26 protein-coding genes and 1 pseudogene are annotated in these 23,392 nt (G+C 41.8%); 2 read left to right on the forward strand and 25 right to left on the reverse strand.

Features of this window, described 5'->3' with window-relative positions; translation table 11 throughout:
• Positions 1-9 precede the first annotated feature (9 nt).
• Positions 10-516, reverse strand: a complete 507-nt coding sequence (locus DF216_RS07690; RefSeq protein WP_129326466.1) for an SAG1386/EF1546 family surface-associated protein — start codon at positions 514-516, stop codon at positions 10-12.
• A 45-nt stretch (positions 517-561) separates the two neighbouring features.
• Here DF216_RS07690 and DF216_RS07695 point away from each other — a divergent pair, with 45 nt between their 5' ends.
• Positions 562-765: a ferredoxin gene (locus DF216_RS07695; RefSeq protein WP_164979022.1), complete on the forward strand. Its 204-nt coding sequence runs from the start codon at positions 562-564 to the stop codon at positions 763-765.
• Between the two features lie 82 nt (positions 766-847).
• Here the strand turns inward: DF216_RS07695 and DF216_RS07700 are convergent, their stop codons facing one another.
• The 6 genes from DF216_RS07700 to DF216_RS07725 all read right to left on the reverse strand — a co-directional run bounded on the left by DF216_RS07700 (position 848) and on the right by DF216_RS07725 (position 7,964).
• Positions 848-1,831, reverse strand: a complete 984-nt coding sequence (locus DF216_RS07700) for a glycosyltransferase family 2 protein (protein ID WP_164979023.1) — start codon at positions 1,829-1,831, stop codon at positions 848-850.
• Positions 1,815-2,834, reverse strand: coding sequence for a UDP-glucose 4-epimerase GalE (gene galE / locus DF216_RS07705; protein ID WP_129326469.1), 1,020 nt, complete (start codon positions 2,832-2,834; stop codon positions 1,815-1,817). Before galE ends, DF216_RS07700 begins: the two co-directional genes overlap by 17 nt.
• Positions 2,835-2,935: 101 nt before the next feature.
• On the reverse strand, positions 2,936-4,039 hold the full coding sequence (locus DF216_RS07710; RefSeq protein WP_164979024.1) for an NAD(P)/FAD-dependent oxidoreductase: 1,104 nt from the start codon (positions 4,037-4,039) through the stop codon (positions 2,936-2,938).
• Between the two features lie 16 nt (positions 4,040-4,055).
• Entirely contained in the window at positions 4,056-4,853 is a 798-nt protein-coding gene (locus DF216_RS07715) for a Nif3-like dinuclear metal center hexameric protein (protein ID WP_125828398.1), read from the reverse strand.
• The gene (locus DF216_RS07720; protein ID WP_125828397.1) at positions 4,840-5,517 is read right to left on the reverse strand and encodes a tRNA (adenine(22)-N(1))-methyltransferase; all 678 of its coding nucleotides are present in this window, start codon (positions 5,515-5,517) and stop codon (positions 4,840-4,842) included. The genes DF216_RS07715 and DF216_RS07720 overlap by 14 nt, the downstream gene beginning before the upstream one ends.
• A gap of 110 nt (positions 5,518-5,627) precedes the next feature.
• Positions 5,628-7,964, reverse strand: coding sequence for a cation-translocating P-type ATPase (locus DF216_RS07725; protein WP_129326489.1), 2,337 nt, complete (start codon positions 7,962-7,964; stop codon positions 5,628-5,630).
• 133 nt (positions 7,965-8,097) lie between these two features.
• On the opposite strand from DF216_RS07725, the gene DF216_RS07730 reads away from it, so the two are divergent.
• Positions 8,098-8,847, forward strand: coding sequence for a lysophospholipid acyltransferase family protein (locus tag DF216_RS07730; protein ID WP_129326471.1), 750 nt, complete (start codon positions 8,098-8,100; stop codon positions 8,845-8,847).
• A gap of 42 nt (positions 8,848-8,889) precedes the next feature.
• On the opposite strand, the gene DF216_RS07735 is transcribed toward DF216_RS07730, so the two are convergent.
• The 18 genes and pseudogenes from DF216_RS07735 to DF216_RS07820 all read right to left on the reverse strand — a co-directional run.
• Positions 8,890-9,582: an alpha/beta hydrolase-fold protein gene (locus tag DF216_RS07735; RefSeq protein ID WP_129326472.1), complete on the reverse strand. Its 693-nt coding sequence runs from the start codon at positions 9,580-9,582 to the stop codon at positions 8,890-8,892.
• On the reverse strand, positions 9,563-10,573 hold the full coding sequence (locus tag DF216_RS07740) for an ABC transporter substrate-binding protein (RefSeq protein WP_129326473.1): 1,011 nt from the start codon (positions 10,571-10,573) through the stop codon (positions 9,563-9,565). Before DF216_RS07740 ends, DF216_RS07735 begins: the two co-directional genes overlap by 20 nt.
• 19 nt (positions 10,574-10,592) lie before the next feature.
• Positions 10,593-11,348 carry an ABC transporter ATP-binding protein gene (locus DF216_RS07745; RefSeq protein WP_129326474.1) on the reverse strand — a complete coding sequence of 252 codons (756 nt, stop codon included), beginning with the start codon at positions 11,346-11,348 and terminating at the stop codon, positions 10,593-10,595.
• Position 11,349: 1 nt separating this feature from the next.
• On the reverse strand, positions 11,350-12,396 hold the full coding sequence (locus DF216_RS07750; RefSeq protein ID WP_129326475.1) for a FecCD family ABC transporter permease: 1,047 nt from the start codon (positions 12,394-12,396) through the stop codon (positions 11,350-11,352).
• Positions 12,397-12,622: 226 nt separating this feature from the next.
• Positions 12,623-13,237, reverse strand: a complete 615-nt coding sequence (locus DF216_RS07755; protein ID WP_129326476.1) for a TipC family immunity protein — start codon at positions 13,235-13,237, stop codon at positions 12,623-12,625.
• A gap of 4 nt (positions 13,238-13,241) precedes the next feature.
• A complete protein-coding gene (locus DF216_RS07760) occupies positions 13,242-13,850 on the reverse strand; it encodes a TipC family immunity protein (RefSeq protein WP_129326477.1) in 609 nt (202 codons plus the stop codon).
• Positions 13,851-13,860: 10 nt separating this feature from the next.
• Positions 13,861-14,328, reverse strand: a complete 468-nt coding sequence (locus tag DF216_RS07765) for a hypothetical protein (protein ID WP_129326478.1) — start codon at positions 14,326-14,328, stop codon at positions 13,861-13,863.
• Positions 14,325-14,933, reverse strand: coding sequence for a TipC family immunity protein (locus DF216_RS07770; protein ID WP_129326479.1), 609 nt, complete (start codon positions 14,931-14,933; stop codon positions 14,325-14,327). Before DF216_RS07770 ends, DF216_RS07765 begins: the two co-directional genes overlap by 4 nt.
• Before the next feature lie 12 nt (positions 14,934-14,945).
• A pseudogene (locus tag DF216_RS11055) lies at positions 14,946-15,407 on the reverse strand (hypothetical protein); the annotation flags it as partial.
• A gap of 2 nt (positions 15,408-15,409) precedes the next feature.
• A complete protein-coding gene (locus DF216_RS07780; protein WP_129326480.1) occupies positions 15,410-16,024 on the reverse strand; it encodes a TipC family immunity protein in 615 nt (204 codons plus the stop codon).
• A gap of 4 nt (positions 16,025-16,028) precedes the next feature.
• On the reverse strand, positions 16,029-16,640 hold the full coding sequence (locus DF216_RS07785) for a TipC family immunity protein (protein WP_129326481.1): 612 nt from the start codon (positions 16,638-16,640) through the stop codon (positions 16,029-16,031).
• A 10-nt stretch (positions 16,641-16,650) separates the two neighbouring features.
• Positions 16,651-18,276 (reverse strand): T7SS effector LXG polymorphic toxin, encoded by a 1,626-nt coding sequence (locus tag DF216_RS07790; protein WP_129326482.1) that lies wholly within the window; start codon positions 18,274-18,276, stop codon positions 16,651-16,653.
• Positions 18,266-18,625, reverse strand: a complete 360-nt coding sequence (locus DF216_RS07795) for a hypothetical protein (RefSeq protein WP_129326483.1) — start codon at positions 18,623-18,625, stop codon at positions 18,266-18,268. The genes DF216_RS07790 and DF216_RS07795 overlap by 11 nt, the downstream gene beginning before the upstream one ends.
• Entirely contained in the window at positions 18,622-18,900 is a 279-nt protein-coding gene (locus DF216_RS07800) for a TIGR04197 family type VII secretion effector (protein WP_129326484.1), read from the reverse strand. The genes DF216_RS07795 and DF216_RS07800 overlap by 4 nt, the downstream gene beginning before the upstream one ends.
• 445 nt (positions 18,901-19,345) lie before the next feature.
• Positions 19,346-19,615 carry a 30S ribosomal protein S15 gene (gene rpsO, locus DF216_RS07805; RefSeq protein ID WP_001018251.1) on the reverse strand — a complete coding sequence of 90 codons (270 nt, stop codon included), beginning with the start codon at positions 19,613-19,615 and terminating at the stop codon, positions 19,346-19,348.
• A 144-nt stretch (positions 19,616-19,759) separates the two neighbouring features.
• On the reverse strand, positions 19,760-22,468 hold the full coding sequence (locus DF216_RS07810; RefSeq protein ID WP_164979027.1) for an ABC transporter permease: 2,709 nt from the start codon (positions 22,466-22,468) through the stop codon (positions 19,760-19,762).
• On the reverse strand, positions 22,464-23,165 hold the full coding sequence (locus tag DF216_RS07815; protein WP_129326486.1) for an ABC transporter ATP-binding protein: 702 nt from the start codon (positions 23,163-23,165) through the stop codon (positions 22,464-22,466). Before DF216_RS07815 ends, DF216_RS07810 begins: the two co-directional genes overlap by 5 nt.
• Before the next feature lie 131 nt (positions 23,166-23,296).
• Positions 23,297-23,392: IS3 family transposase (locus DF216_RS07820; RefSeq protein WP_164979025.1), on the reverse strand; the 96-nt coding region annotated here is incomplete at its 5' end.

Genomic DNA, 23,392 nt, shown 5'->3' on the forward strand with positions numbered 1-23,392 from the left:
GACCTGCTCCTATCTTGTTTTAATCACATCACCTGGGTTAGCAAACCAAGAGCCAGATGACATATGAGAAGGATTCAAAGCTTCCAACTGGGCAATAGAAATTCCTGCACGTTGTGCAAGAGCTGCTTCACCCTCTCCTGGATGAACAGTAATTGTTCCTTCACCGTCGGTATGCTCTTCAGAGCTACTTTCTGACGGAGTTGTTTCAGAAGAAGATGTTTCTTCTACCTTGTTGCTTGATGATGAAGACTCTTCCACTTTTGAAGTGGAGCTGCTAGCAGGTGCTGAAGAATCATAAAAATCCTTCAAGGCAGCTGTGCGGTTGCTTCCTCCGGTAGAAAGGTAAATCAATACGACAACCATTGCTACAACGATTACAAAGAAGAGGCTAGCTAGGACTGTCAAGACACGATTGGCAACAACGCCTTTCCCCTTTTGTTTACGGCGACGACGATCTGTTCTTGATTCTTCCTCATTGTTTTCATAAATATCTTCTTGCCATGGTTCTTTTTCCATACCTTACTCCTTGTATTTTTTAAACTTTCTTATTACAATATAAATATGAAACTCACACTTATACCTGAACGATGCATCGCCTGTGGGCTTTGCCAAACCTATTCTGAACTCTTTGATTACCATGATAATGGAATCGTTCGATTTTACGATGATCCAGTTGAATTGCAAAGAGAAATCGCTGAGTCTAGCGATGTTCTGGAGGCCATCAAAAATTGTCCTACACGTGCCCTTCTAAAAGATCCGTCATAGTTTAAAAGGGAGACCGATTTTGTAAATTCTTTTTATCACTTTAACCCCTTCATCTACTAGTTTAGCATATTTCTAGGTAAAATTATAGTCCTTTTCGCTTATTTTTTCCTTCGAAAATAGAAAGATCACTTTTTTCTTTGACCAGATAGAGTGGTCTTTTTTTGGTCTCTAGATAGATCTTACTGATATATTTTCCCAAAATCCCAATGGTCAGGAGTTGAATCCCTCCAAGAAAGAGAATCACAGCCATCAGAGAGGTCCAGCCAGATGTCGGATTCCCCAAGATAAGGGTCCGAAACACCACAAAAACAGTCATCATAAAAGAAATAAAACAAGATAGGAGTCCCGCTACAAAGGCTATACTCAAGGGAAAATCTGAAAAGTTGAGAATCCCTTCAATCGAGTAGAAAAAGAGCTGCCTAAAACTCCAACTGGTCTTGCCAGCCTGTCTTTCGACATTTGGATAGTCCAGATAGTGCGTTCGAAAACCAACCCAGGCAAAGAGTCCCTTAGAAAAACGATTGGACTCGGTCAAGGCTAAAATAGCATCCACCACAGATCTTCTCATCATCCGAAAATCACGGACACCCGAGGGCAAAGCTACTGGGCTAATTTTTTGCATGAGGCGGTAAAAGAGGTCGGCACAGAAACTGCGGAAAAATGGTTCTCCCTCCCGACTAATTCTCCGTGTCCCAACACAGTCCAAGTCTGCATTTTGATCTAGTAAGGCTTTCATTTCAAGTAGCATACTAGGAGGATCCTGGAGGTCTGCATCCATCACGACCACCAAATCTCCAGTTGCATGCTGTAAGCCTGCATACAGAGCTGCTTCTTTCCCAAAATTTCGCGAGAAAGAAATATAATGCACCGCAGGATTTTGCACCCGATAGGCCTTCAAAAGCTCCAAGGTTCCATCGCTTGAGCCATCATCCACAAAGACATACTCAATCTCTGCTCCCAATTCTGGAAGCAGTGCTTCAACAGACTGATAAAAAAGAGGAAGTACTTCCTCTTCGTTTAAACAAGGGACAATGATCGAAATCATCATCTTAGTCTTCAAATCCATTTGGATGCTTGCTTTGCCAACGCCATGCATCTTCACACATTTGAGTGATGTCGAGTTCAGCTTCCCAGCCCAGTTCTGCCTTGGCTTTTGCAGGGTCTGAGTAGCAAGCAGCGATATCACCTGGGCGACGGTCTACGATGCGGTACGGAATGGGACGGCCTACCGCTTTTTCCATATTTTGGATAATTTCAAGAACTGAATAGCCTTTACCTGTTCCAAGGTTGTAAATATTAAGGCCTGAACCTTTTTGGATTTTTTTCAGTGCTGCAACGTGACCTTTGGCCAAATCGACAACGTGGATATAGTCACGAACACCAGTTCCATCTTCCGTATCGTAATCATCTCCAAACACTTGCACTTGCTCTAGTTTGCCCACTGCTACTTGTGAAACATAAGGTAAGAGATTGTTTGGAATGCCATTAGGATTTTCTCCCAAATCTCCACTTTCATGCGCTCCGATTGGGTTAAAGTAACGAAGCAAGACCACATTCCATTCTGAGTCTGCCTTGTAGATATCGGTCAAAATTTCCTCTAGCATGAGCTTGGTACGACCGTATGGATTGGTCACTGAAAGCGGGAAATCTTCTAAGATTGGAACTGTATGAGGATCTCCGTAAACTGTCGCAGAAGAACTGAAGATGATGTTCTTACAGTTGTTTTCTTCCATAGCTTTCAAAAGGCTGACAGTTCCTGCGATATTATTGTCATAATAGGCAAGAGGGATCCGTGTTGATTCACCAACAGCCTTCAAACCAGCAAAGTGAATGACACCAGTCGGCTCTTCCTGCTTGAAAATATCTCTGAGGGTATCTGTGTCGCGGATATCTGCCTCATAGAAAGGAATCTCAACTCCTGTAATTTTTTCAACAACTTCTAAACTCTTACGATTGCTGTTGACAAGATTATCCACCACAACGACTTGATGACCTGCTTGGATCAACTCAATAACAGTATGGGTTCCGATAAACCCGGCACCACCCGTTACCAAAATCTTTTCTTGCATCTTTTTTCCTCGATTCTCGGATTATTTTTTCTTATTTTATCATTTTTGATAGGGAATGTCATTTGCCATCCTAGGGGGAAGGCTAAAATTTCAGTAAAATTCTATTCTCTTTTTACTCGTTTGACATAGTTTGCAATTGGATAATTTACTGGATCCAAGGTCAACTCCTTGTCTTGGATCAGTTGAGCTAAGTGGTAACCAATGATAGGCCCAGTTGTGAGACCTGATGACCCTAGCCCACTAGCCGCATAGACACCTGCTAAGTCTGGGACTTGCCCAAAAAATGGCGAAAAATCACTGGTATAGGCACGGATTCCTACTCGCTCACCTCTGATAGTAGCTTCAGCCAAGGCTGGGTAGTATGGCAAGGCTGCTTCCTCCATTTGTTGGAGCAAGGCTTCATCTACCGTCAAGTCAAATCCCATATCATTTTCATGGGTAGCTCCTAGGGACAATTTCCCACCTGCAAAAGGAATCAAATCCCACTCCCCTTCTGGCATGACAACAGGATAGGATTCCATATCTTGGCTAAGTTGATAATCTCGGAGTTGTCCCTTTTGAGGACGAACATCTACCTCATATCCTAAAGGTTCCAAAAAGTCCCCCAACCAAGCTCCTGTCGCCAAAATAACCTGTTCAAACACCTCTTCGCCAATCTGGTAGCCTGCTGATACAGGAGTCAGAGTCACTTTTTCTTTGACTAACTTGACTTGACTGACTTCCAGCAAACGAGTCACTAAGAGGTGGCCATCTACTCTCGCTCCACCAGAAGCATAGAGCAGGTGGTCAAATCCCTGCAAACCAGGGAATAATTCATTTGCAGACGCTTGGTCTAAAATGGCTAACTGGCCTATCAAGGGAGAATCTTCCCTACGCTGAAGGGCTAGCTCATAGAGTTCTTCCAACTTGGATTCATCCTTTTTCAAGAGAAAAACTCCTGAGCGTTGGTAAAAGTCGATTACCTGACCAGACTTTTCTAAATCAGCCAACAAATCCACATAAAAGTCAGCCCCCAAGCGCGCCATCTTGTACCAGGCTTTATTGCGTCGTTTGGAAAACCAAGGACTGATAATTCCCGCCGCTGCCTTGGTGGCTTGACCTTGTCCATGATCAAAGACGGTTATCTCTAAATATGCTTCTTTGGAGAGGTAGTAGGCTGCAGTTGCCCCCACAATCCCTGCTCCAATAATGGCGACTTTTTTCATTGTTTTCACTTTCTAACTAGATATGGTGGAAAGGGTTGGTCGATGCTTGACTAGGCAAAATATCAATAGACCAGCCCTTTTCTGCCTTCCATTGAGTAAGGAGAGCAGCGATTTTTTCGACAAAAAGGATTTCGATATAATGTCCTGGATCCAATGCCAACAAGCCATCAGACAACATATCCTGAGCTGTGTGATAATAAATATCCCCAGTGATATAGACATCAGCTCCTTTTGCCAAAGCATCAGAGTAGAAAGACTGCCCACTGCCACCACAAATAGCCACTCTTGAAATTGGCTTCTGCAAATCAGTCTCTTGGTAATACACCATTCGAAGGCTATCTAGACCAAAGACTTGCTTGACATGTTGGGCGAATTCTCCAAAGGTCTGAGGCTGAATATTCCCAATACGCCCAATCCCACGTTCTGGTCCTGTTTCCTGCAGATAAGTAGTCTCCTCAATTCCTAACATCTGGCAGAACCAGTCATTGAGGCCATTCTCGACAATGTCGATATTAGTATGACTGACATAAACTGCGATGTCATGCTTGATGAGGTCGATATAAATCTGATTTTGCGGACGGCTGGCTACCAAGTCCTTAATAGGACGGAAGATTGGCGCGTGCTTGACGATAATCAAATCTACACCCTTTTCAATGGCCTCTACCACCGTCTCTTCACGAATATCGAGGGCAACCATGACTCTTTGAATATTCTTGTCTAGGGTCCCGATTTGCAGACCACGACTATCCCCCTCCATGGAAAATTCCTGGGGACAAAAGGCTTCATAAGTTTTGATGACTTCACTTGCTAACATGGAGCACCTCCTTTATGGCTTGAATTTTATCTGCCAGAATCTGACGTTCTGCTAGATTTTTCTCTGGGATTTGACTGAGGGCAACCTCTAACTTAGCTGCTTCTCTCTGCCACTTTTGAACGAAAACTGGGCTGACTTCTTTGGACAAGAAAGGTCCAAAGCGAACATCACTGGCTGATAGCTCCATTTGTCCCGCTTCCACCACGAGAATTTCATAAAACTTGCCAGCTTCTTCTAGAATACTTTCGGCTACAATCTGAAATACGTTGTCTTGCAACCAGATACGCAAGTCATCTTCACGATTATTGGGTTGGAGGATTAAACGCTGGATATTCGATAGCTTGTCCAAGCCTTCTTCTAGGATAGTTGCAATCAATCGCCCGCCCATACCAGCAATGGTGATGACCGTCACTTGGTCTTCCTCTTCAAAGGCTGCCAAGCCATTGGCTAAACGAACTTGGATTTTCTCCTTTAGACCGTGACTTTCAACATTCTTAACCGCAGACTGGTAGGGTCCTTCTACGACCTCACCAGCAATAGCACGCTCAATTTTCCCTTTTTCTACCAACTCAATAGGTAGATAAGCATGGTCACTCCCCACATCAAGTAACACAGCACCTTGGGGCACAAAGGACGCCACCAATTCTAATCTCTTTGAAATCATCTTCTCTCACTTTCCAAAACTCTGTTACCTCTTATTATACCACTTATACCACATTTCAGCTAGCAATCTTGCACCTAAAAAGACCGCAATCCACAGATTGTAGCCTTTCTTTATTTTCTAACTTGATAACGACTGGTTAAGATAAATATCACTGTAAAGACAGCCATCATGACAAGGTAAACAGGAAATGTTTGTCCTGTAAGTGTCGAAATTTCAAGCAATTTCTGGATCCTTGGGAAGAGAGCTGTAGCTAGGAAACCTCCTACTGACCAAACAATTAAGAGGACACGCCAGAGAGTGAATGGCATGCAGGCTCTAAATACGGATAAGAAACCGATAGACCCAAGGAGATAATAAAGTAGGGTTGAGATTTCTAACTCTGACCAACCTTGGCTAGCCCCAAATATTTTGACAAAAAGAACGCTGCAGACGACCATAAGTGCACTTGGTAGGGCACGAAGCATGGATCTTCTGAGGAAATTTAGCTCAACAGGTTTGATATTTCGCTCAAAAGTCAGAACAAATGGCGGGAAACCTTCCACGAACTGATCAATCATGGTAATCTGAATCGGAATGAAAGGGAAAATCAAAATCCACTCAGACCGTCCTAGAAGAGCACTGGCGATACAGATGACTGTGAGCAAGAAGGAATAAATGGTCTTTATCAAGAAAATCGGTGCAATATGGGCAATGTTATTAACCACACGACGACCTTCAAAGAGAATCTCAGGAACATCATTAAAGTCTGAGTTCAATAGAACCAGATTAGCAATCTGACGAGTCGCAGGATCTCCCTCAGCCATCACGATAGAACAATCCGCCTCACGAAGGGCCAGGATGTCATTGACCCCGTCCCCCGTCATAGCCGTTGTATGACCCGCTTTTTTCAGCGTTTGGATGATGAGTTTCTTTTGATGAGGAGAAACACGTCCGAAAATCGCAGTCTCCTCCGCCATGGCCATCAATGCCTCATCCGTAATTTTTGAACAGTCTACATAGCTGTCATAGTCCGCAAAACCGGCCTTCTGGGCAATGCTGGAAACAGTGACTGGATTGTCACCAGAGATAATCTTGAGCCCCACTTCCTGAGAACGGAGATAGTCTAGCGTCACAGCTGCTCCTTCTCGAATGGGATCCAAGATCTCCAGTAAGGCCAAAGCCTGAATATCAGATGGTTTCTGGGGCTTTTGATGGTCTAGTTTTTCCTGACTGAGAGCCAAGACCAAGACACGCGAACCTCTCTCCAAGGCCTCTCTAGCTTCAGGGACTTCAGAGTCCAACAACATCTCAGGTGCCCCTAAGAAAACCGTCCCCAGACCTTCCAACTCCATTGCTCCCCACTTGCGGTCGCTTGAGAAAGGAAGATTGGAAAGCATAGGATAGGCAGCTTCTCCCACAAAACGCTTTCGAATAGCTTGGGCTGTTGGATTTTTATCCTCACTATGAGCGATGTAGCTGGTTAGAATACTGGCAATAGCCTCGTCACCATAAGTTTCCGTCAGTGGAAGAACATCCTCCACCTGCATCTTTCCTTGGGTGATGGTTCCCGTCTTGTCCAGACAGAGCATATCCACGCGCGCCAAGGTCTCAACAGAGTACATCTCCTGTACCAAAACCTTTTTCAGACCCAGCTTAATCACCGCAGTCAAAAGAGAGGTGATGGTCAAAAGGGCGATTCCCTTAGGCAACATGCCCAAAAGTGCTGTCGAAGAATTTACAACGGATGACTTGAGAGGTAAACCTTTTAAAATCAAGGCTTCTAGCAAGAGAGCCAGACCAAATGGAATGATAATCTTCCCAGTGAAACCAGCTAGTTTGTCCAGCGATTTCATGATACGGGAGTTGATAGGTTTCACTGTCTTAGCTTCCAGCATGAGTTTAGCAGCATAGTTTTCTGCCCCAACATGATGAACTTGAGCTAAAACTGATCCACTGGCTAAGAAACTTCCAGACAAAAGCAAGGCGTCCACTTCTTTTTGCACCAAATCACTCTCACCCGTCAACATGGCTTCATTGACTTCCGCAAAGCCTTCCAAAACCAAGGCATCACTAGGAATCTGCTCTCCTGCAGACAAACGAATGACATCTCCTAACACCAATTCTTCTGGATTGAGAGCGACTTCTTGGCCATCACGGATGGTTTTGACCTTTTCCTTGGTCATGAGATTGAGCTTGTCCACCATGTGTTTGGCACGTAGCTCAGTCACAATCCCAGAAAAAGCGTTAAAGCAAATAACGGCAAAGAAAACCAGATTGCTCCAAGCCTGCACAAAGGCCAGCGCTAGGGCAATGGCAAAGTTCAAAGCGTTAAAAAGGGTAAAGACATTTCGTTTGATGATTTGCCAAGTACTGGTACTAGCTGAAGCGGTAAAGTCATTGACCAAACCTTGAGCCTGTCTTTCCTTGACTTCTCTTTGGGTTAATCCCATTATCTTATTTTTATCCATAAATTCTATCATATCATTTTTTCTAGCAGAATTCTAATCTCATCCAAAATATCTCCACTGATAACTGAAAAAGTTTGCCAGTAGTCTTTCGATAAGGTATAATAATAAAAGCAATACAATCGAAGGAGATCTCATGTTTTATACTTATTTGCGTGGACTAGTCATGCTGATCTTGTGGTCCATCAATGGCAATGCCCACTATCACAATACTGATAAAATCCCTAGCCAAGATGAAAACTATATCCTCGTAGCACCTCATCGGACTTGGTGGGATCCAGTTTACATGGCTTTTGCGACCAAACCAAAACAATTCATCTTTATGGCCAAAAAAGAGCTGTTTAACAACCGCATCTTTGGCTGGTGGATCCGTATGTGTGGGGCCTTTCCTATCGACCGGGAAAATCCTAGCGCCTCTGCTATCAAATACCCTATCAATGTCCTCAAAAAAAGTGACCGTTCCCTTATCATGTTTCCTAGTGGTAGTCGCCACTCGACAGATGTCAAAGGCGGAGTTGCTCTGATTGCCAAGATGGCTAAGGTCCGTATCATGCCGGTTACCTACACCGGTCCCATGACCTTGAAAGGCTTGATTAGCCGTGAACGTGTCGATATGAACTTTGGAAATCCAATCGATATCTCAGACATTAAGAAAATGAATGATGAAGGAATCGAAATGGTTGCAGATCGTATCCAAGCAGAATTCCAACGTTTGGATGAAGAAACCAAACAATGGCGCAACGATAAAAAACCAAACCCACTCTGGTGGTTTGTCCGCATCCCTGCCCTTATCCTTGCAGTGCTTGTTGGTATCCTAACAATTATCTTTACCTTCATCGCAAGCTTTGTCTGGAATCCAGATAAAAAGAGAGAGGCTCTTGGTTAAAAAATACAATTATCCCTTGACTTTTGCCAAGGGATAATTCTTTTATTCAATTTCCCATTTTTGAGCCAACCAGCTAGAAAAGGCTATAAATCGTTCAGCCACTTGCTCATGGTGTCCATAAGGATCAAAGACAAACTGACCAGTCGGATAGCGTTTCTGAAGACTGGTATGGATCTGCTCAGCATAGGCTGGTGCTTGAGCCAAGCGATTGGCATGATGGGCTCCTTCTGTTTGACCATTCTGTAAATACAGCAAACAATCTAGATTTCTCACTTTCTCTTCCTTGCAATAAGTCACAAAATCAGGATACCAAAAGGAACCACAGATAGAGAAGACACAGGAGACCTTATCAAAGCTGAAAAGACTGTAAACTGCCGCCAAACCACCTAATGAATACCCTCCATAGGCAAGGCGATTTTTGTCCACTCTATAAAGAGACTGCAACTTGTCTAAAAGACCTCCAAATAAATGACCATGATAGGCATTTGCCTGACCACCAAAATCTGGAGCTCCATCTCTCAGAGCAGATGCTTTCCAGGGAGTGTAGTCATCTAGGCGATTTTCAGAAGTCAAACCCACTAAAATCACAGATTCGGAAAGGGTTGATAGGAAATCCAAGTTTCCATCATTCAAGAGAATCGCTGGATAGGTTTGATTGGGATTATAGGTCGAGGGAAGGCTGATTTTGACTTGGATTCCTTCCCAATCAAACTCATTATTTATTGATAAAGTCATTGATTTTCTCAAGGGAATCAATCACTGCTGGACCATAGTCCATCAACTCATCGTAAGAGATGGTCATGATTTTTTGATTCTTAATTGCAGGAACGTTTTCCAATACCTCATTTGCCTTCATCAACTCTACTGCGTTGGCATCCAATTTTTTATTACGGTCACTGGTCACATAGATAATCAACTCAGGATCCATTGACACGAGATTTTCCAAGGTCAAGCCTGATGTTCCCGTTGCAACGTTGGTATAACCAAGTTGATTTAGCAAGCTTTCTTGCAAAGCAGACTTGTAAGCACCGAAGGTTTCGTCGTTATATGCAACCATAATCAAAGCCTTTTTCTTCTCACCTTGACTTGCTGGATTAGCTTTCTTAACAGCCTCAATTTTAGCTTGTAATTGAGATGCGTACTCATTAGCCTTGTCCTGAACATTAAAAATCATTCCAAGATTTTTGACATCTTCTACAATATTCCCCAAATCTTGCTGAATCGTTGAAAGAGATGCTTTTTGTGTATAGACTGGGATTTTATTTTCATTCCAAGTGCTAACTGCCCCTAAGGATTTTTCAGAAAACATCATGTTTCGACCCATGACGGCATCTGGCTCATAGGAAAGGACAGTCTCTTGTGAGACTGTTTTTTTATCACCGATTTGAGGAATAGTCGCAATTGCGTCCTTGTATTTACCTGTTACGGCATTATCAGGGTTGAGCATGCCAGCAATTTTATCCTTCAACCCTAACTCCAACAAGATTTCAGTGGTTGACAGATTGTTGGTGATAACTTTTTCAGGTGCCTTGTCAAAGACTTGTTCGACTTCATTTCCCTTAGCATCATAGGTTTTGACCGTTAGTGGATAAGTCGTCTCTGTGCTCGCCTTTTGACTTGTTTCTGCGCTAGATTGTGTGGTAGCTTTTTCTGTAGTAGTGTTGCCACAAGCTGCCATGGTTAAGGTAGCTACTGTTACGAGTAAAATGCTTAGTGTTTTTTTCATATTGTTTTCCTTTTCATTCTTATAAATAGTGAATCATGGCTTGCTGATCCTCGGTCCAAGTAACCTGACTTTGAACTCCGTATACAATTTGCAATGACTCTGGGGTGATGGTCTCCTTTGGAGTCCCTTGGTAAAGGATTTTCCCCTCTTTCATTAGATAGAGATAATCCGAATAGCGACAAGCAAGTTGAATATCATGCAGGACAGCTAGAACATTAATCTTGAGCTCCTTTACAATGGCCAACAAGTCTAGCTGATACTTGATATCTAGATGATTGGTTGGTTCGTCCAGAAGCAAGAGAGTCGGTTCTTGTGCCAAGGCGCGGGCTAATAAGACTCGCTGCTTTTCTCCACCTGACAGAGACGAATAGAGACGAGTTTTCTTCTCAAGCATATCCACCTTGACGAGAGCATCTTGAACGAGGGCATAATCCCTTTCCTTTTCCTTCTGTAAAAAAGAGAGGTGGGGAGTTCTGCCCAGCAAGACGATTTCCTCAACTGTACAATCAAACTGCAATTGATTAAACTGGGTGACAACTGCCATTTGCTTGGCTGTTTCTTTGAGTGACCAATGCTCCAGTGGCTTTCCATCTAGGCTTATCAAGCCTTTGTCCGCCTTTTCCTGACGATAGAGGAGTTTAAGCAGGCTGGTTTTTCCACTTCCATTTGGTCCTAGTATCGTGTGAAATTGATGCCCTTCAACCTTAAGAGAAACTCCTCTGAGAATTTTTTTCTCTCCCAGTCCAAAATGGATATCTTGACAAATCAAGTCCATATTAGCCCCTCACCTCCCTTCGCCTACCTCCAACAATGTAGATAAAGAAGGGAGCACCTACTAAGGCTGTGAAAATACCAATAGGAAGCTCTGCGTTTTGAATAATGATACGAGAGAGTACATCTGCCCAGATGACAAAGAGGGCACCAAGTATGGTCGCAACAGGAAAAAGCCTCCTGTAATTCGTTCCTACTAACCCTCGAGCTAAGTGAGGAGTAATCAGACCAACAAATCCAATAATCCCACAAGTAGCCACTAATACTGCTGTCAGCACAGCCACCATGGTCACATAAAGATACCAATAAAAGCGTAAGGGAATCCCCAAAGTTAAAGCAGCCTCATCTCCCATCATCATCGCATTGAAAATCCTATACTGAGTAGAGAAAAATAGAAAGGCTATTCCTACTACCATAGTTGGCAGGACTAAGTCAGACCAGGTAGTCCCGGCTAGCGAGCCCATGGTCCAAAATTTAATAGTCATCACACTGTCCGCATTAGCGCCGACTGAGATGATAAAGTTGGAAAAAGCCAGAAAGAGAGCGTTGACTACCGTTCCTGATAAAATCAGACTGGAAGTCGTCATTCTTCCCTGCATAGAGGCAATGATGAGGACAGCGACTGTTGCCAAAATAGCTCCAAGAAAAGCTCCAAGGCTAATTATCACTTTTAAACCAAGAATGATGCTCAAGGTTGCTCCTAGAGTTGCACCAGCAGAGATTCCTAAGACATAAGGCTCTGCGATGGGATTGTTCACTGTAGACTGCATCACGCTACCACACATGGAAAGGCCAGCCCCTACTATCAGACCTAACAATACTCTGGGGAATCTCATGTTCCACACAATGGCAAGAGTAGACCTGGAAACCTCTCCTATCTCAAGAGGAATCCCCAATCTGCTCAAAATAATCCGATAGGTATCTTCTAGATCAATCGCAACAGATCCCATAGAAACTGCTAGAAAGAGAGAAATCCCTAAAACACCTAACAAAATACCTAAAAGTAACACAAATTGCAGGTCCTGTCGGCTTCCAGAAAATTTGGAAAGCATGCAAACCTCCTTCGATAGAATATTAAAAATTTAGAAAATTCTCATGAAAAGTATACCATATTTTCGACTATGTAACAAGCTGAGAAAAATAAATATAGTTGATTTTGCAGTGCTAGGAACCGTAACCGAAGATAATACTTGAGTATATCAAGGTACGGTGATAACATAAAAAACTCTCTGAAAATCAGAGAGCTGTCTGTTTATATAATCAGTGAGAATCTTTATATCACCAATTCTCCCACTGGGGTTCAATCTTGACATCGCCATAATTACTTGGCGAGTACTTGCTGTCATAAATCGAGCACCAATCTTTCAGGACTTTCTGGTTGACGATTTCGTCGAAGTAAGAATCCAAATCCTTAGCTGTAATACCGTACTGCTCTAAGTAGGATTTTACCTGATCTTCGTCTTCAATATAAGTTTCCGTATCTGCTTTCTTTAAACCTATCTTTACATTTTTCTTTAAAACACGATCCTTACGAGTATATTTATTCCATAAGCGAACTCTCGTGTTTGGTCCTACTTGCCTCTCAAATGAAACGGAGCTTAATTGAGATGTATATTCAAAATTAAACCCAATTTCTATCTCAGAATAATCTGACGGTGTTTTCTCTTTGTTGTATAATCCGAACGGAGTATACGAAATATTAGGGTCATCACTTGGCCAATCTGGTCTGATTTTAAATCCATCTATGTTTCTTAAAATATTATTTGACCGATATGTCTTCTCCGTCTCCTGATAAATTTCATCAAAGATATTTTTAGGTTGATGGATAAAAAAGTAGAAACAAGATGATACGATTATCACGAATAAGGCTACTAAACCAAGGATTTTCTTCATACTATCACCAATTCTCCCACTGGGTTTCGACTTTCACATCGCCATAGTTGCTCGGCGCGTACTTGCTGTCATAAATCGAGCACCAGTCCTTCAAGACTTTCTGGTTGACGATTTCGTCGTAGTCTTGCTCTAATTCTTCTTTAGAAATATTATTTTTTCTTAAATATTCTCTTACTTTTTCTTCATCATCAATAAATTGACCTGGTTTCCTTGGCTCTTCAAAAATCGCAAGCTCCTTTTTGAGTACTTTCTTTTGCATATTATAGTGTGCCGAATACCATAGGGTAATATTCGAATTAGTCTTTCTTTCAAAAAGAATCAACACTCCCTTTATACCTTCTCCAAAATTAAAGTTAATGGTTATATCACTATAGCCTTTGGGAAGAGTTTCATACTTTCCAAAAGGAGTATAGGATATATTTGGGTCATCACTTGGCCAACCTGGACTGATTTTAAACCCATCTATGTTTCTTAAAATATTATTTGTATGATATGTCTTCTCTGTCTCCTGGTAGATTTCATCAAAAATGTTGTTAGGTTGTTTAGGAAAAAAGTAAAAATAAAATAATACAACTGGTAAGACTAAAGCTAATAAACTGAATATTTTTCTCATCATCATCCTCCTACTCCGCCACGGCTTCCAAGCGATTTAAAAATGTCGATACTTCTGGATAGTTACTTTTGATATATGCTTTAATAGCATCATCCCCTTTTTCCATAATCTCTAATGGGAGGATACTAGCATAGATAGCACTTCTGACCTGTTTCCAATCTTTATTTTTCAAGAATTCTCTTTCTCTCAGAGTCGAATCCTTTTGAAGGTCAGCATAGTAAGAAGTTATGGCTTGGTCATAGGATTGCCCCTTCTGCATGCGGCCGATAAGGTTGACCGAGTCTAGGTCTGCTTTGTAATCATCCTCACCAATACTTGGTTTTTTATCCGTAGCATTTTTAGTCGTGTCTCCTTCCCAGCCTGAAAGATCCTTGACACGCTCTCTACCGCCATAGAAATCGGATAATTGGAAACTGCTAGGATTTAGATGAGTAGCCATGGTAATGGACTGGTGAGTGAAGTCTGCGTGACCTATCACCAATTCTCCCACTGGGTTTCAATCTTGACATCCCCATAATTACTTGGCGAGAACTTGCTGTCATAGATGGTACACCAGTCTTTTAAGACTTTCTGATTGACGATTTCGTCATAGTAAGAATCCAAATCCTTGGTAGTGATACCGTACTGCTCTAGGTAGGATTTCACCTGAGCCTCGTCTTCGATATAAGTTTCCGTATCTGCTTTCTTTAAACCTATTTTTACAGATTTTTTTAAAGTACGGTCTTTATGAGAATATACAGTCCATATTTTTATTTTCATGTTGGACTCTATACGTTTTTCAAATGATATCGAACCAATTTCATCTTCAGAATAAAAACTAAATCCAATTCTTAGTTCAAGATAACCTTCCGGAAGATTTTTATAATTTCCTGAAGGTGTATACCTTAAAAATTCTCCATCGCTTGGCCAGACTGGTTTAATATCAAACCCATCGATGTTTCTTAAAATATTATTTGATCGATAGGTTTTCTCCGTCTCCTGATAAATCTCATCAAAAATGTTTTTAGGTTGACGCACAAAAAAGTAAAAACAGGATGATATGATTATCACGAATAAGGCTACTAAACCGAGTGTTTTCTTCATTAACTTTTCCTCCTAATCTGCTAATGCTTCCAAACGATTTAAAAATGTCGATACTTCTGGATATTTTCTTTCAATATATGCTTTAAGAGCATCCTCACCATCTAGCTTAATATCCGTTGGTCGCAAACTATCATAAATAGTATCTCTGACTGTATCCCAATCCTTATTTTTTAGGAATTCTCTTTCTCTCTGAGAGGAGTCTTTTTGAAGATCAGCATAGTAAGAAGATATGGCTTGGTCATAGGATTGTCCCTTCTGCATATGACCAATAAGATTGACCGAGTCCAAATCAGCCTTGTAGTCATCCTCACCAATGCTTGGTTTCTTATCCGTAGCGTTAAAGGTCCTGTCTCCCTAACAGCCAGAAAGGTCCTTGACATGCTCTCTACCGCCATAGACGTCGGATAACTGGAAACTGCTAGGATTTAGATAAGTAGCCATAGTGATGGACTGGTGGGTAAAGTCTGCATGGCCTGTCACCAATTATCCCACTGGGTTTCAACTTTCACCTCGCCATAGTTGCTTGGCGAGTACTTGCTGTCATAAATCGTGCACCAGTCTTTCAAGACTTTTTGGTTGACGATTTCGTCGTAGTAAGAATCCAAATCCTTGGCAGTGATACCGTACTGTTCTAGGTATGATTTTACCTCTGATTGCTCATCAATATATACTTTGGAATTATTTTCTTTTTTTATTATAGTAACTTCTTTACTCAAAACACCTAATTTATAATTGTAGCTTCCCCATACTTTCACACTAACATTAGAAGATAGTCTTCTTTCAGAGTAAATGAACAAAACCTTCTGTGAGTTTCGAAAATTAAAACCAATTTCTATCTCAGAATAATCTGACGGTGTTTTCTCTTTGTTGTATAATCCGAACGGAGTATACAAAATATTGGGGTCATCACTTGGCCAAACTGCTCTGATTTTAAATCCATCTATGTTTCTTAAAATATTATTTGACCGATAGGTTTTCTCCGTCTCCTGATAAATCTCATCAAAGATATTTTTAGGTTGATGGATAAAAAAGTAGAAACAAGATGATACGATTATCACGAATAAGGCTACTAAACCAAGGATTTTCTTCATACTATCACCAATTCTCCCACTGGGTTTCAACCTTGACATCACCATAATTTGTTGGCGAGTACTTGCTGTCATAAATCGAGCACCAGTCCTTCAAGACTTTCTGGTTGACGATTTCGTCGTAGTAAGAATCCAAGTCCTTAGCAGTGATGCCGTACTGCTCTAGGTAGGATTTCACCTGAGCTTCGTCTTCGATAGATTTATCAGTTCCATCTTGGTTTATGAGTAGCTGTACATTTTTTTGAAATAATTTTTCTTTTGTAAGATACCTACCAAAAATGAAAATTCTTAACTCATTACTTAATTCCTTCTCAAAAGAAACGAAGACTGTATTTGTATCTTTTGTAAAATGAAATATTAAATCAATATTTTTATAGTCATGTGGAGTTTTCTGTTTTTTATAAAGTACATAAGAATAAAATTTAGAATCATCATCATACTCTTGATATTTATGTACTTCGACGTCTTTCAACTGGTTAAAAATATTGTTACCAAGATAAGTCTTCTCTGTTTCTTGGTAGATTTCATCAAAAATGTTTTTAGGTTGATGAATAAAAAAGTAGAAACAGGATAAAACAATTAGTACAAAAAACGCTACTAAACCTAATATTTTTTTCATCATCATCCTCCTAATCCGCCACGACTTCCAAGCGATTTAAAAATGTAGATACATCTGGATAGTTACTTTCAATATATGCTTTAAGAGCATTCTCTCCATCTAGCTTAATATCCGTTGGTCGCAAACTATCATAAATAGTATTCCTGACTTTATTCCAATCCTTATTTTTTAAGAATTCCCTTTCTCTCTGAGAAGAGTCTTTTTGTAGATCAGCATAGTAAGAAGAGATTGCTTGGTCATAGGATTGCCCCTTTTGCATACGACCGATGAGGTTAACTGAGTCCAAATCCGCCTTGTAGTCATCTTCACCAATACTTGGCTTCATATCATTTGCATTAAAGGTCGTGTCTCCCTCCCAGCCTGAAAGGTCCTTGACACGCTCTCTACCGCCATAGACGTCGGATAACTGAACTTGATTAGGATTAAGATTAGTGGCCATAGTAATGGACTGGTGGGTAAAGTCTGCGTGGCCCGCTCCATTGTTAGAGTATGACTTTAGTTTGCTATCCCAAAACGTATCAAAATCATCCACCTTACCGTAAGCTTCTTTATATTCACTTTTAGCCAACTTATATTTTTTTGGAGTGTCAGTTCTCATTTTAGTTGAAGAATTCCCTCCACCAGCTAGTGTATGCTGCAGTCTAAGGTTATAATACAGTTCTTTTGCCTTCTCTTCTTTCAACCCCAGTTCTTGAAAGATTTCAAGAATTGGTTTCAACGTTCTCCATTTTTGGCCTGTCTGCGGATCACTCACAAATTCATTATAAAAATATGGCCACAATCCACCTGCCGTTTCGTTCCACTTAAACCCATCATAGTTTGCAGCACCGACGACTCGCAAAAAGATATAGTCACGAAACTCTTGACTAGAGGTTGGGAATTTCTTATCTATTCCTTGCTTGATGGTCAAGAGCTGTTGGGCTGTCTCTACATCAAAGCCGTATTCTGCCATCATAGTCTGGACAAAGGCTTTCTCTTGACGGCTGAGCTTCAAATCCTTTGTATCAGAATAGGCAGTCAGGTAGTTGGCCCAAGTCAGGTCAGATGGGACTTTAAAGACCCCTGTCTTTGCATCCCAACTCGTTTCAATCTGGGCCAGTCCACGACTCAGTTGCACATCGATACTGTCTAGATCATCGAACAGTCCCCCTGAGTAGCTATCATAGGTTCGCAGGTCTCTCAAAATTGTTTCATAGACGCGTTTATTAGCCTGGTGACCTCGTATGAGTTCCGTATTATTCCCCTTTTTTTCGCTATCTAGGCTCAAGGTGGAGAAGGATTGATTGACTTCATATAAATAGGCAATCATTTGCTCTTCCTGGCGGATCTTATCAAGCAGATCATCCTCGCGCCAACTCTTGCTGTCGACCATCGTTTGGTAGTCTTCTGGTAATTTCTTGATGGCTTGAGAGAAGGTCTCGGCATAGAGCTGTCCCCCTTTGCTCAGGGGCAGTAAGACACTTGCAAAAAAACTTCTAGCCGAATCATAAGCATCTCCCTTTAGACTCTCCGTATCCTCTGAAAATTTTTGAATGGCTGATTGCAAGTCTTGATAAGCCTCCACCTGTGATTGGCACATGGTCGCTACACTCGAACTTTGTAGTTGTGATTGTTCCAAGTACATATCAATGCCCATGACGTGTCTCCTCCTCTCTTTCTAGTTCCTTGCGTCTTTCATAGTAAACCTCATCCAAGTCTCCCTCTAACCGGAACTTTTCTTTTTTCAAATCATCCATGTGGTAGGTGAGATCCTCAAGGATTTGGTTTTTGAGTTGGTTTCTTTGCAGGAGCGTTTCTTCCAACTGTTCTGCGTATCGACTCTGATAGGCCGCCTCCCACAAATCACTTTGATAACGGTGGCTAGCTCTATCATATCCTTCAAAGATTTCTATCAGTTCTTTGGTGCGGTACTTCTCTTTTCCATTGTCTTCTAGCTGGTACAAGAGGTCTCGCTCTCTTTTCTTCAACTCATCTAACTTGCTCATGCATTACTCCTAAAATCATTTGCAGCAGCCTCATCTAGCGCCTCAAAATCACTCGCTACAGAGTGCAGTCGTTCTGAAGTTAGGGTTACAGCAGCCGAAATCTGACTAGCTAGATTTTGATCCTTTGTCAGACATTGATGGGCCTTGTTATTCCCTTGAAGAGTCGTTAGGTCATCTTGACTAGCCATAGCGATTGCTGTTAACGATTGACAAGCATTTTTCAGCTGACTCGCATACGTTTGAGCCAGATTTAGATCACTTTTTACTGTTGACATGACTTTTCTATCCTTTTTCTCAATCCCTAGTGTTAGGTTTACTTCATTTAGCTATATAGGCCTATTATACCATGTTTTGAATGCAAGCCCTAATTTATACTATATTTTGATAATAGAATAATCCTATAGCGAAAAAGCTACCCATTTAGAGTAGCTTTATTATCAAGATCTGCTCAATTGAACACGGACTAAGCACTTGATAAAAACAAAAAAATCTCCCCAAAGGGAGATGATCTGATTTACTTACCTTACAGTGCTAGGAACCGTAACCGAAGATAATACTTGAGTATATCGAGGTACGGTGACAACATAAAAAGCCCTCTGAAGTCAGAGAGCTCCAGTCTTGCTGGATAAAACGTTTATAGACTAGGCGACGAGGCGAAGATTGTACTAATGGTACATCGAGCCGAAGCCAACGAAGTATAGAAACGTTTTAGACGCAAGATTAGCGACGAAGTCCTAGAGAGTTGATTAACTCACGGTAACGGTTAACGTCGTTCTTACGCAAGTATGCAAGCAAGTTACGACGGCGACCGATTTTCTTCATCAATCCACGGTATGTAGCGTGGTCTTTTTTGTGTTGTTTGATGTGTTCGTTAAGGTGGTTGATTTCCCAAGTAAGGACAGCAACTTGAACCTCTACTGAACCTGTATCACCTTCGTGACGTGCATATTGTGCAATGATTTCATTTTTTTTCTCTTTTGAGATTGCCATGATGTTTCTCCTTTTTATTTGGCTTCATCCGAGTGACAGGTTGGCATGCCTGTAACCAAGAAGAAGTTATTTGTCTTTATGACAGTTCTTATTCTACCAAGAAGCTGAGACTTTGTCAACTGATTTACTGTTTAAAGCCTTGAATTACTCTACTGATTTCAGGGCTTCTAGCATATCCACCTTTCTCAAGCGGTGATTGACAAAGAGACCCAGTAAAGCTAAGATTACAGTCACTGCGACGATTGGAAGAGCATAGACTTCCCAGCTGACTCGTGGATAAAAAAGTATGGTGGCAGGTGAGATCATTTGAATCAAAAATTGATGTAAATAGTAGCCAGTTACCAAACCGAGAGCAATCCCCACAAGGGACAGCACCATGGTCTCGCGGTAGATATAAAGGGTCACTTCTTTATTGTGGAAACCGAGAACCTTGATGGTCGAAAGTTCACGGATACGTTCTGCCACATTGATATTGGTGAGATTGTAAAGAATGACAATGGCTAGCAAGACGGAAACAAGGACGAGGATTGCCATGGTTTTATTGAGAGAATTGGCTACAGATTCAAAGAGGTGGATAGCCGTTGCATTTTGGACCACCCCAGAAACAGCAGCTTTTCCCATGAAGGTAGCAGCTTCTTTCTCCGTATTGGAAGGTGTTGAATCTTTTAATTTTACTAGGTAGGTATTATCTTGTGGACTGGTGGCGTAGACTTGTTCGTAAGTTTCTCGGTTGAGATAAACAAAGTGTCCAACATAGTTTTCAGAAATCGCCGCGACCTTGATTTCTTTCCCATCAAGCTCTAGCTTGTCTCCAACCCTAACTCTTGCTAGTTGAGCTAGTTTTTGACTCACGACAGCTCCATCAGTGATCTCCACCTCTTGCCCATTTTCCTGTAATGCGATAAAGGGCTTGAAGTCTTCTCTGCTTGTGACCATTATGGTGATAGTCTGAAGTCCTGCTTTTCCTTTAAAATCTTTTTCAATGGATTTAGAGTAAATCTTTTGGTAAGCATGGATAGGCTCAGTTTCCAAGGCACTTTCTAGATCTGCTTTTTCTTTCTCACTCGCACTGCTCTTTTCTGCCACTATTATCTGATATTGCTGGATTTGTTCAAATTGACGTTCCACAACTCCTCCCACAGAAGACTGAATGCCAAGACCTGCAAATAGGAGAGCAACCGAACCTGCAACTCCAAAAATGGTCATCAACATTCGTTGCTTATAACGGAAAATATTTCGCGCCGTAACCTTATGAGTGAAGCTCAAACGACTCCAAATAAAACTCAGGCGTTCCAGCAAAATCTTTGAGCCTTCAACGGGAGGTTTGGGAAGCAAAAGTTGGGCCGCTTCATCGTGCAATTCTCTCCGCGCCACCAGATAAGCTGGCAAAACGCTGGATACCCAACTCAAGGCTAGGGCAAGGAGGCTATAAGAGCAGTAAAAATACTCCTGACTTTTACCAACGACCAGTCCAACTGTTATAACATCCGAAATCACGCCTGCAAGGAGATAATGTCCAAGAAACGTTCCTATAAGGGTTCCTACAGTTCCTGCAAGAAAACCATAGAGAACAAACTTGGCAACAATATCTCGGTTATGGTAACCTAGGGCCTTGAAAATACCAGCATTGGTACGCTCTTCATCCACAAAGCGAGTCATAGTTGTAAAGGTCACCATTGCAGCAACCATATAAAGTACCACGGGGAAGATATTCCCGACAGAACGGATACTTGCTGAAGCGTTACTGTACATGAGATAGCCTTGACCACCTGGCATGGTTTGGCGGTTGTATACATGGTAAGTCGGCTCTACCAGTTCATCAAGCTCTTTCTGACGTTGTTCAAACTTCTCTTTTTCCTTAGTTAGAGAACTCTCTGCCTGAGCCAGTTTTTCTTTTTCTGTAGCCAATTCTTCCTTAGCCTTTGTCAATTGCTCCTTGGCTTGACTCTTTTGCGGTTCTGGTAAAGTGGTCACTTGTTCTTCTTGAGTTTTCAATCGACTTTCAGCCTGCTCTAACCGACTCTTGCCTTTTTGAAGGTTCCTTTCAGCTGTTTGGAGCTGTTCTTTTCCACCTTCCAAGTTCTTTTGCCCATTTGCTTTGATGCTGGCCAATCGTTTTTGACCATTATCAGCCAATAAGTCTTGCAAGTCTTTCTGATGTTGATCTTGTTTCATCCCATAGTCTGATGAAAAAGCATCCAGATTTTTTAAATCATCATAGCGCACACGCGCAATACTGTACACTTCTGTATCAAACTGACTGGCTAATATCACCCCATAACCAGCCAAGCTTCCATTTCCACTACTAGCCCCTCCCAAGTCTTTTTGAGAAAACATCTCACCCGACTGAACAAATCCAGTAATGGTGAAAGATTGGGATTTTATGACGGTCTTCCCTTCTTCTTTCTTGCTAAAGGTGATAGTCTGTCCAATCTGATAGCGGTCTTTCCAGAAATCAGCTAAGGCAATTTCCCCATCAGTCTCTGGAAGTCGCCCTTCTGTCACTTGGAAGGTTGAAATGCTCTCTGGCTTGGAATAAAGTCGAACTGCCTCTTCACCTTTTTCAACTGTTAGGTCCTCCATATAGCCAAACTCGACACTTGCTCCTTGAAGGGTCTTTAGTTCCTCCTGATCTTCTTTGTCCAAGCCATAATCAGCCATCACTGCCAGATCCAAAGTATTGGCTTTACGGAGATAATTCTCAGCCGTGCGTTCCAAATTTGGGCTAGTCACCTTGAGTCCTACTAGGGCTAAAGAACCCAGCATCATCAAGGTCAGGATAGAAGCAAAGCGTCCCTTGGAAGCAATCACCGACTGGAGCAAGTCTTTTCGGTATGTTTTTTTCATGCTAATACTCCAATGTATCAATATCCTGTGGATGCTCATTGATTGTTACGCTCTTAACCGTAGCATCACGCATGTGAATCACCCGATCTGCGATAGGAGCTAGCGCGCTATTGTGGGTCACGATAATCACTGTTGCCCCCTTTTGACGAGACATGTCTTGGAGAATCTTCAAGACTTGCTTGCCCGTCTGGTAATCCAAGGCACCTGTCGGTTCATCGCAAAGGAGGATTTTAGGATTCTTGGCTACTGCGCGTGCGATGGAAACTCGTTGTTGCTCCCCTCCAGAAAGCTGGGCTGGAAAGTTATTGAGGCGATGATCTAGTCCCACATCTTTGAGCACCTCCTCTGGATCCAAGGCATCCGCTACAATTTCTGAGGCCAACTCCACGTTTTCCTTGGCTGTCAGATTGGAGACTAGATTGTAAAACTGAAAAACAAAGCCCACATCATCTCGACGATAGTTTGTTCGTTGGTGGGAATTGTAGTCAGCAATATTGGCATCATCAATCCAAATCTCTCCCTCATCATTGGTATCCATACCTCCTAGGAGATTGAGAACCGTTGACTTTCCAGCACCAGAAGCACCAAGGATAATAACCAGCTCCCCCTTTTCAATTTCAAAATTCACATCACGATTAGCCACAATCTCCGTGTCACCGACCTGATAGCGCTTGTAGCTGTGTTTCATTTCAATGTAAGCCATCGTCTTTCTCTCTTTCTTACAACTAAGTCACTCTTTACTATCATTATAACGCTTTTTCAACTAGTTGGAAACTAGAAGCAAAAACAAAAAAGCCTAGGAATGTACTGACCCCAAAAAGTTAGACAATTAATTTATCCGAAGGATTTAGTTCTGTATTGCACAGGACTGAGTCCTTTTAGTTTTATCTTAATTCGTTTATTGTTGTAGTAATCAATGTAGTCCACAAT

This window comes from Streptococcus oralis (assembly GCF_004127215.1).
Classification (GTDB): Bacteria; Bacillota; Bacilli; order Lactobacillales; family Streptococcaceae; genus Streptococcus; species Streptococcus oralis_BD.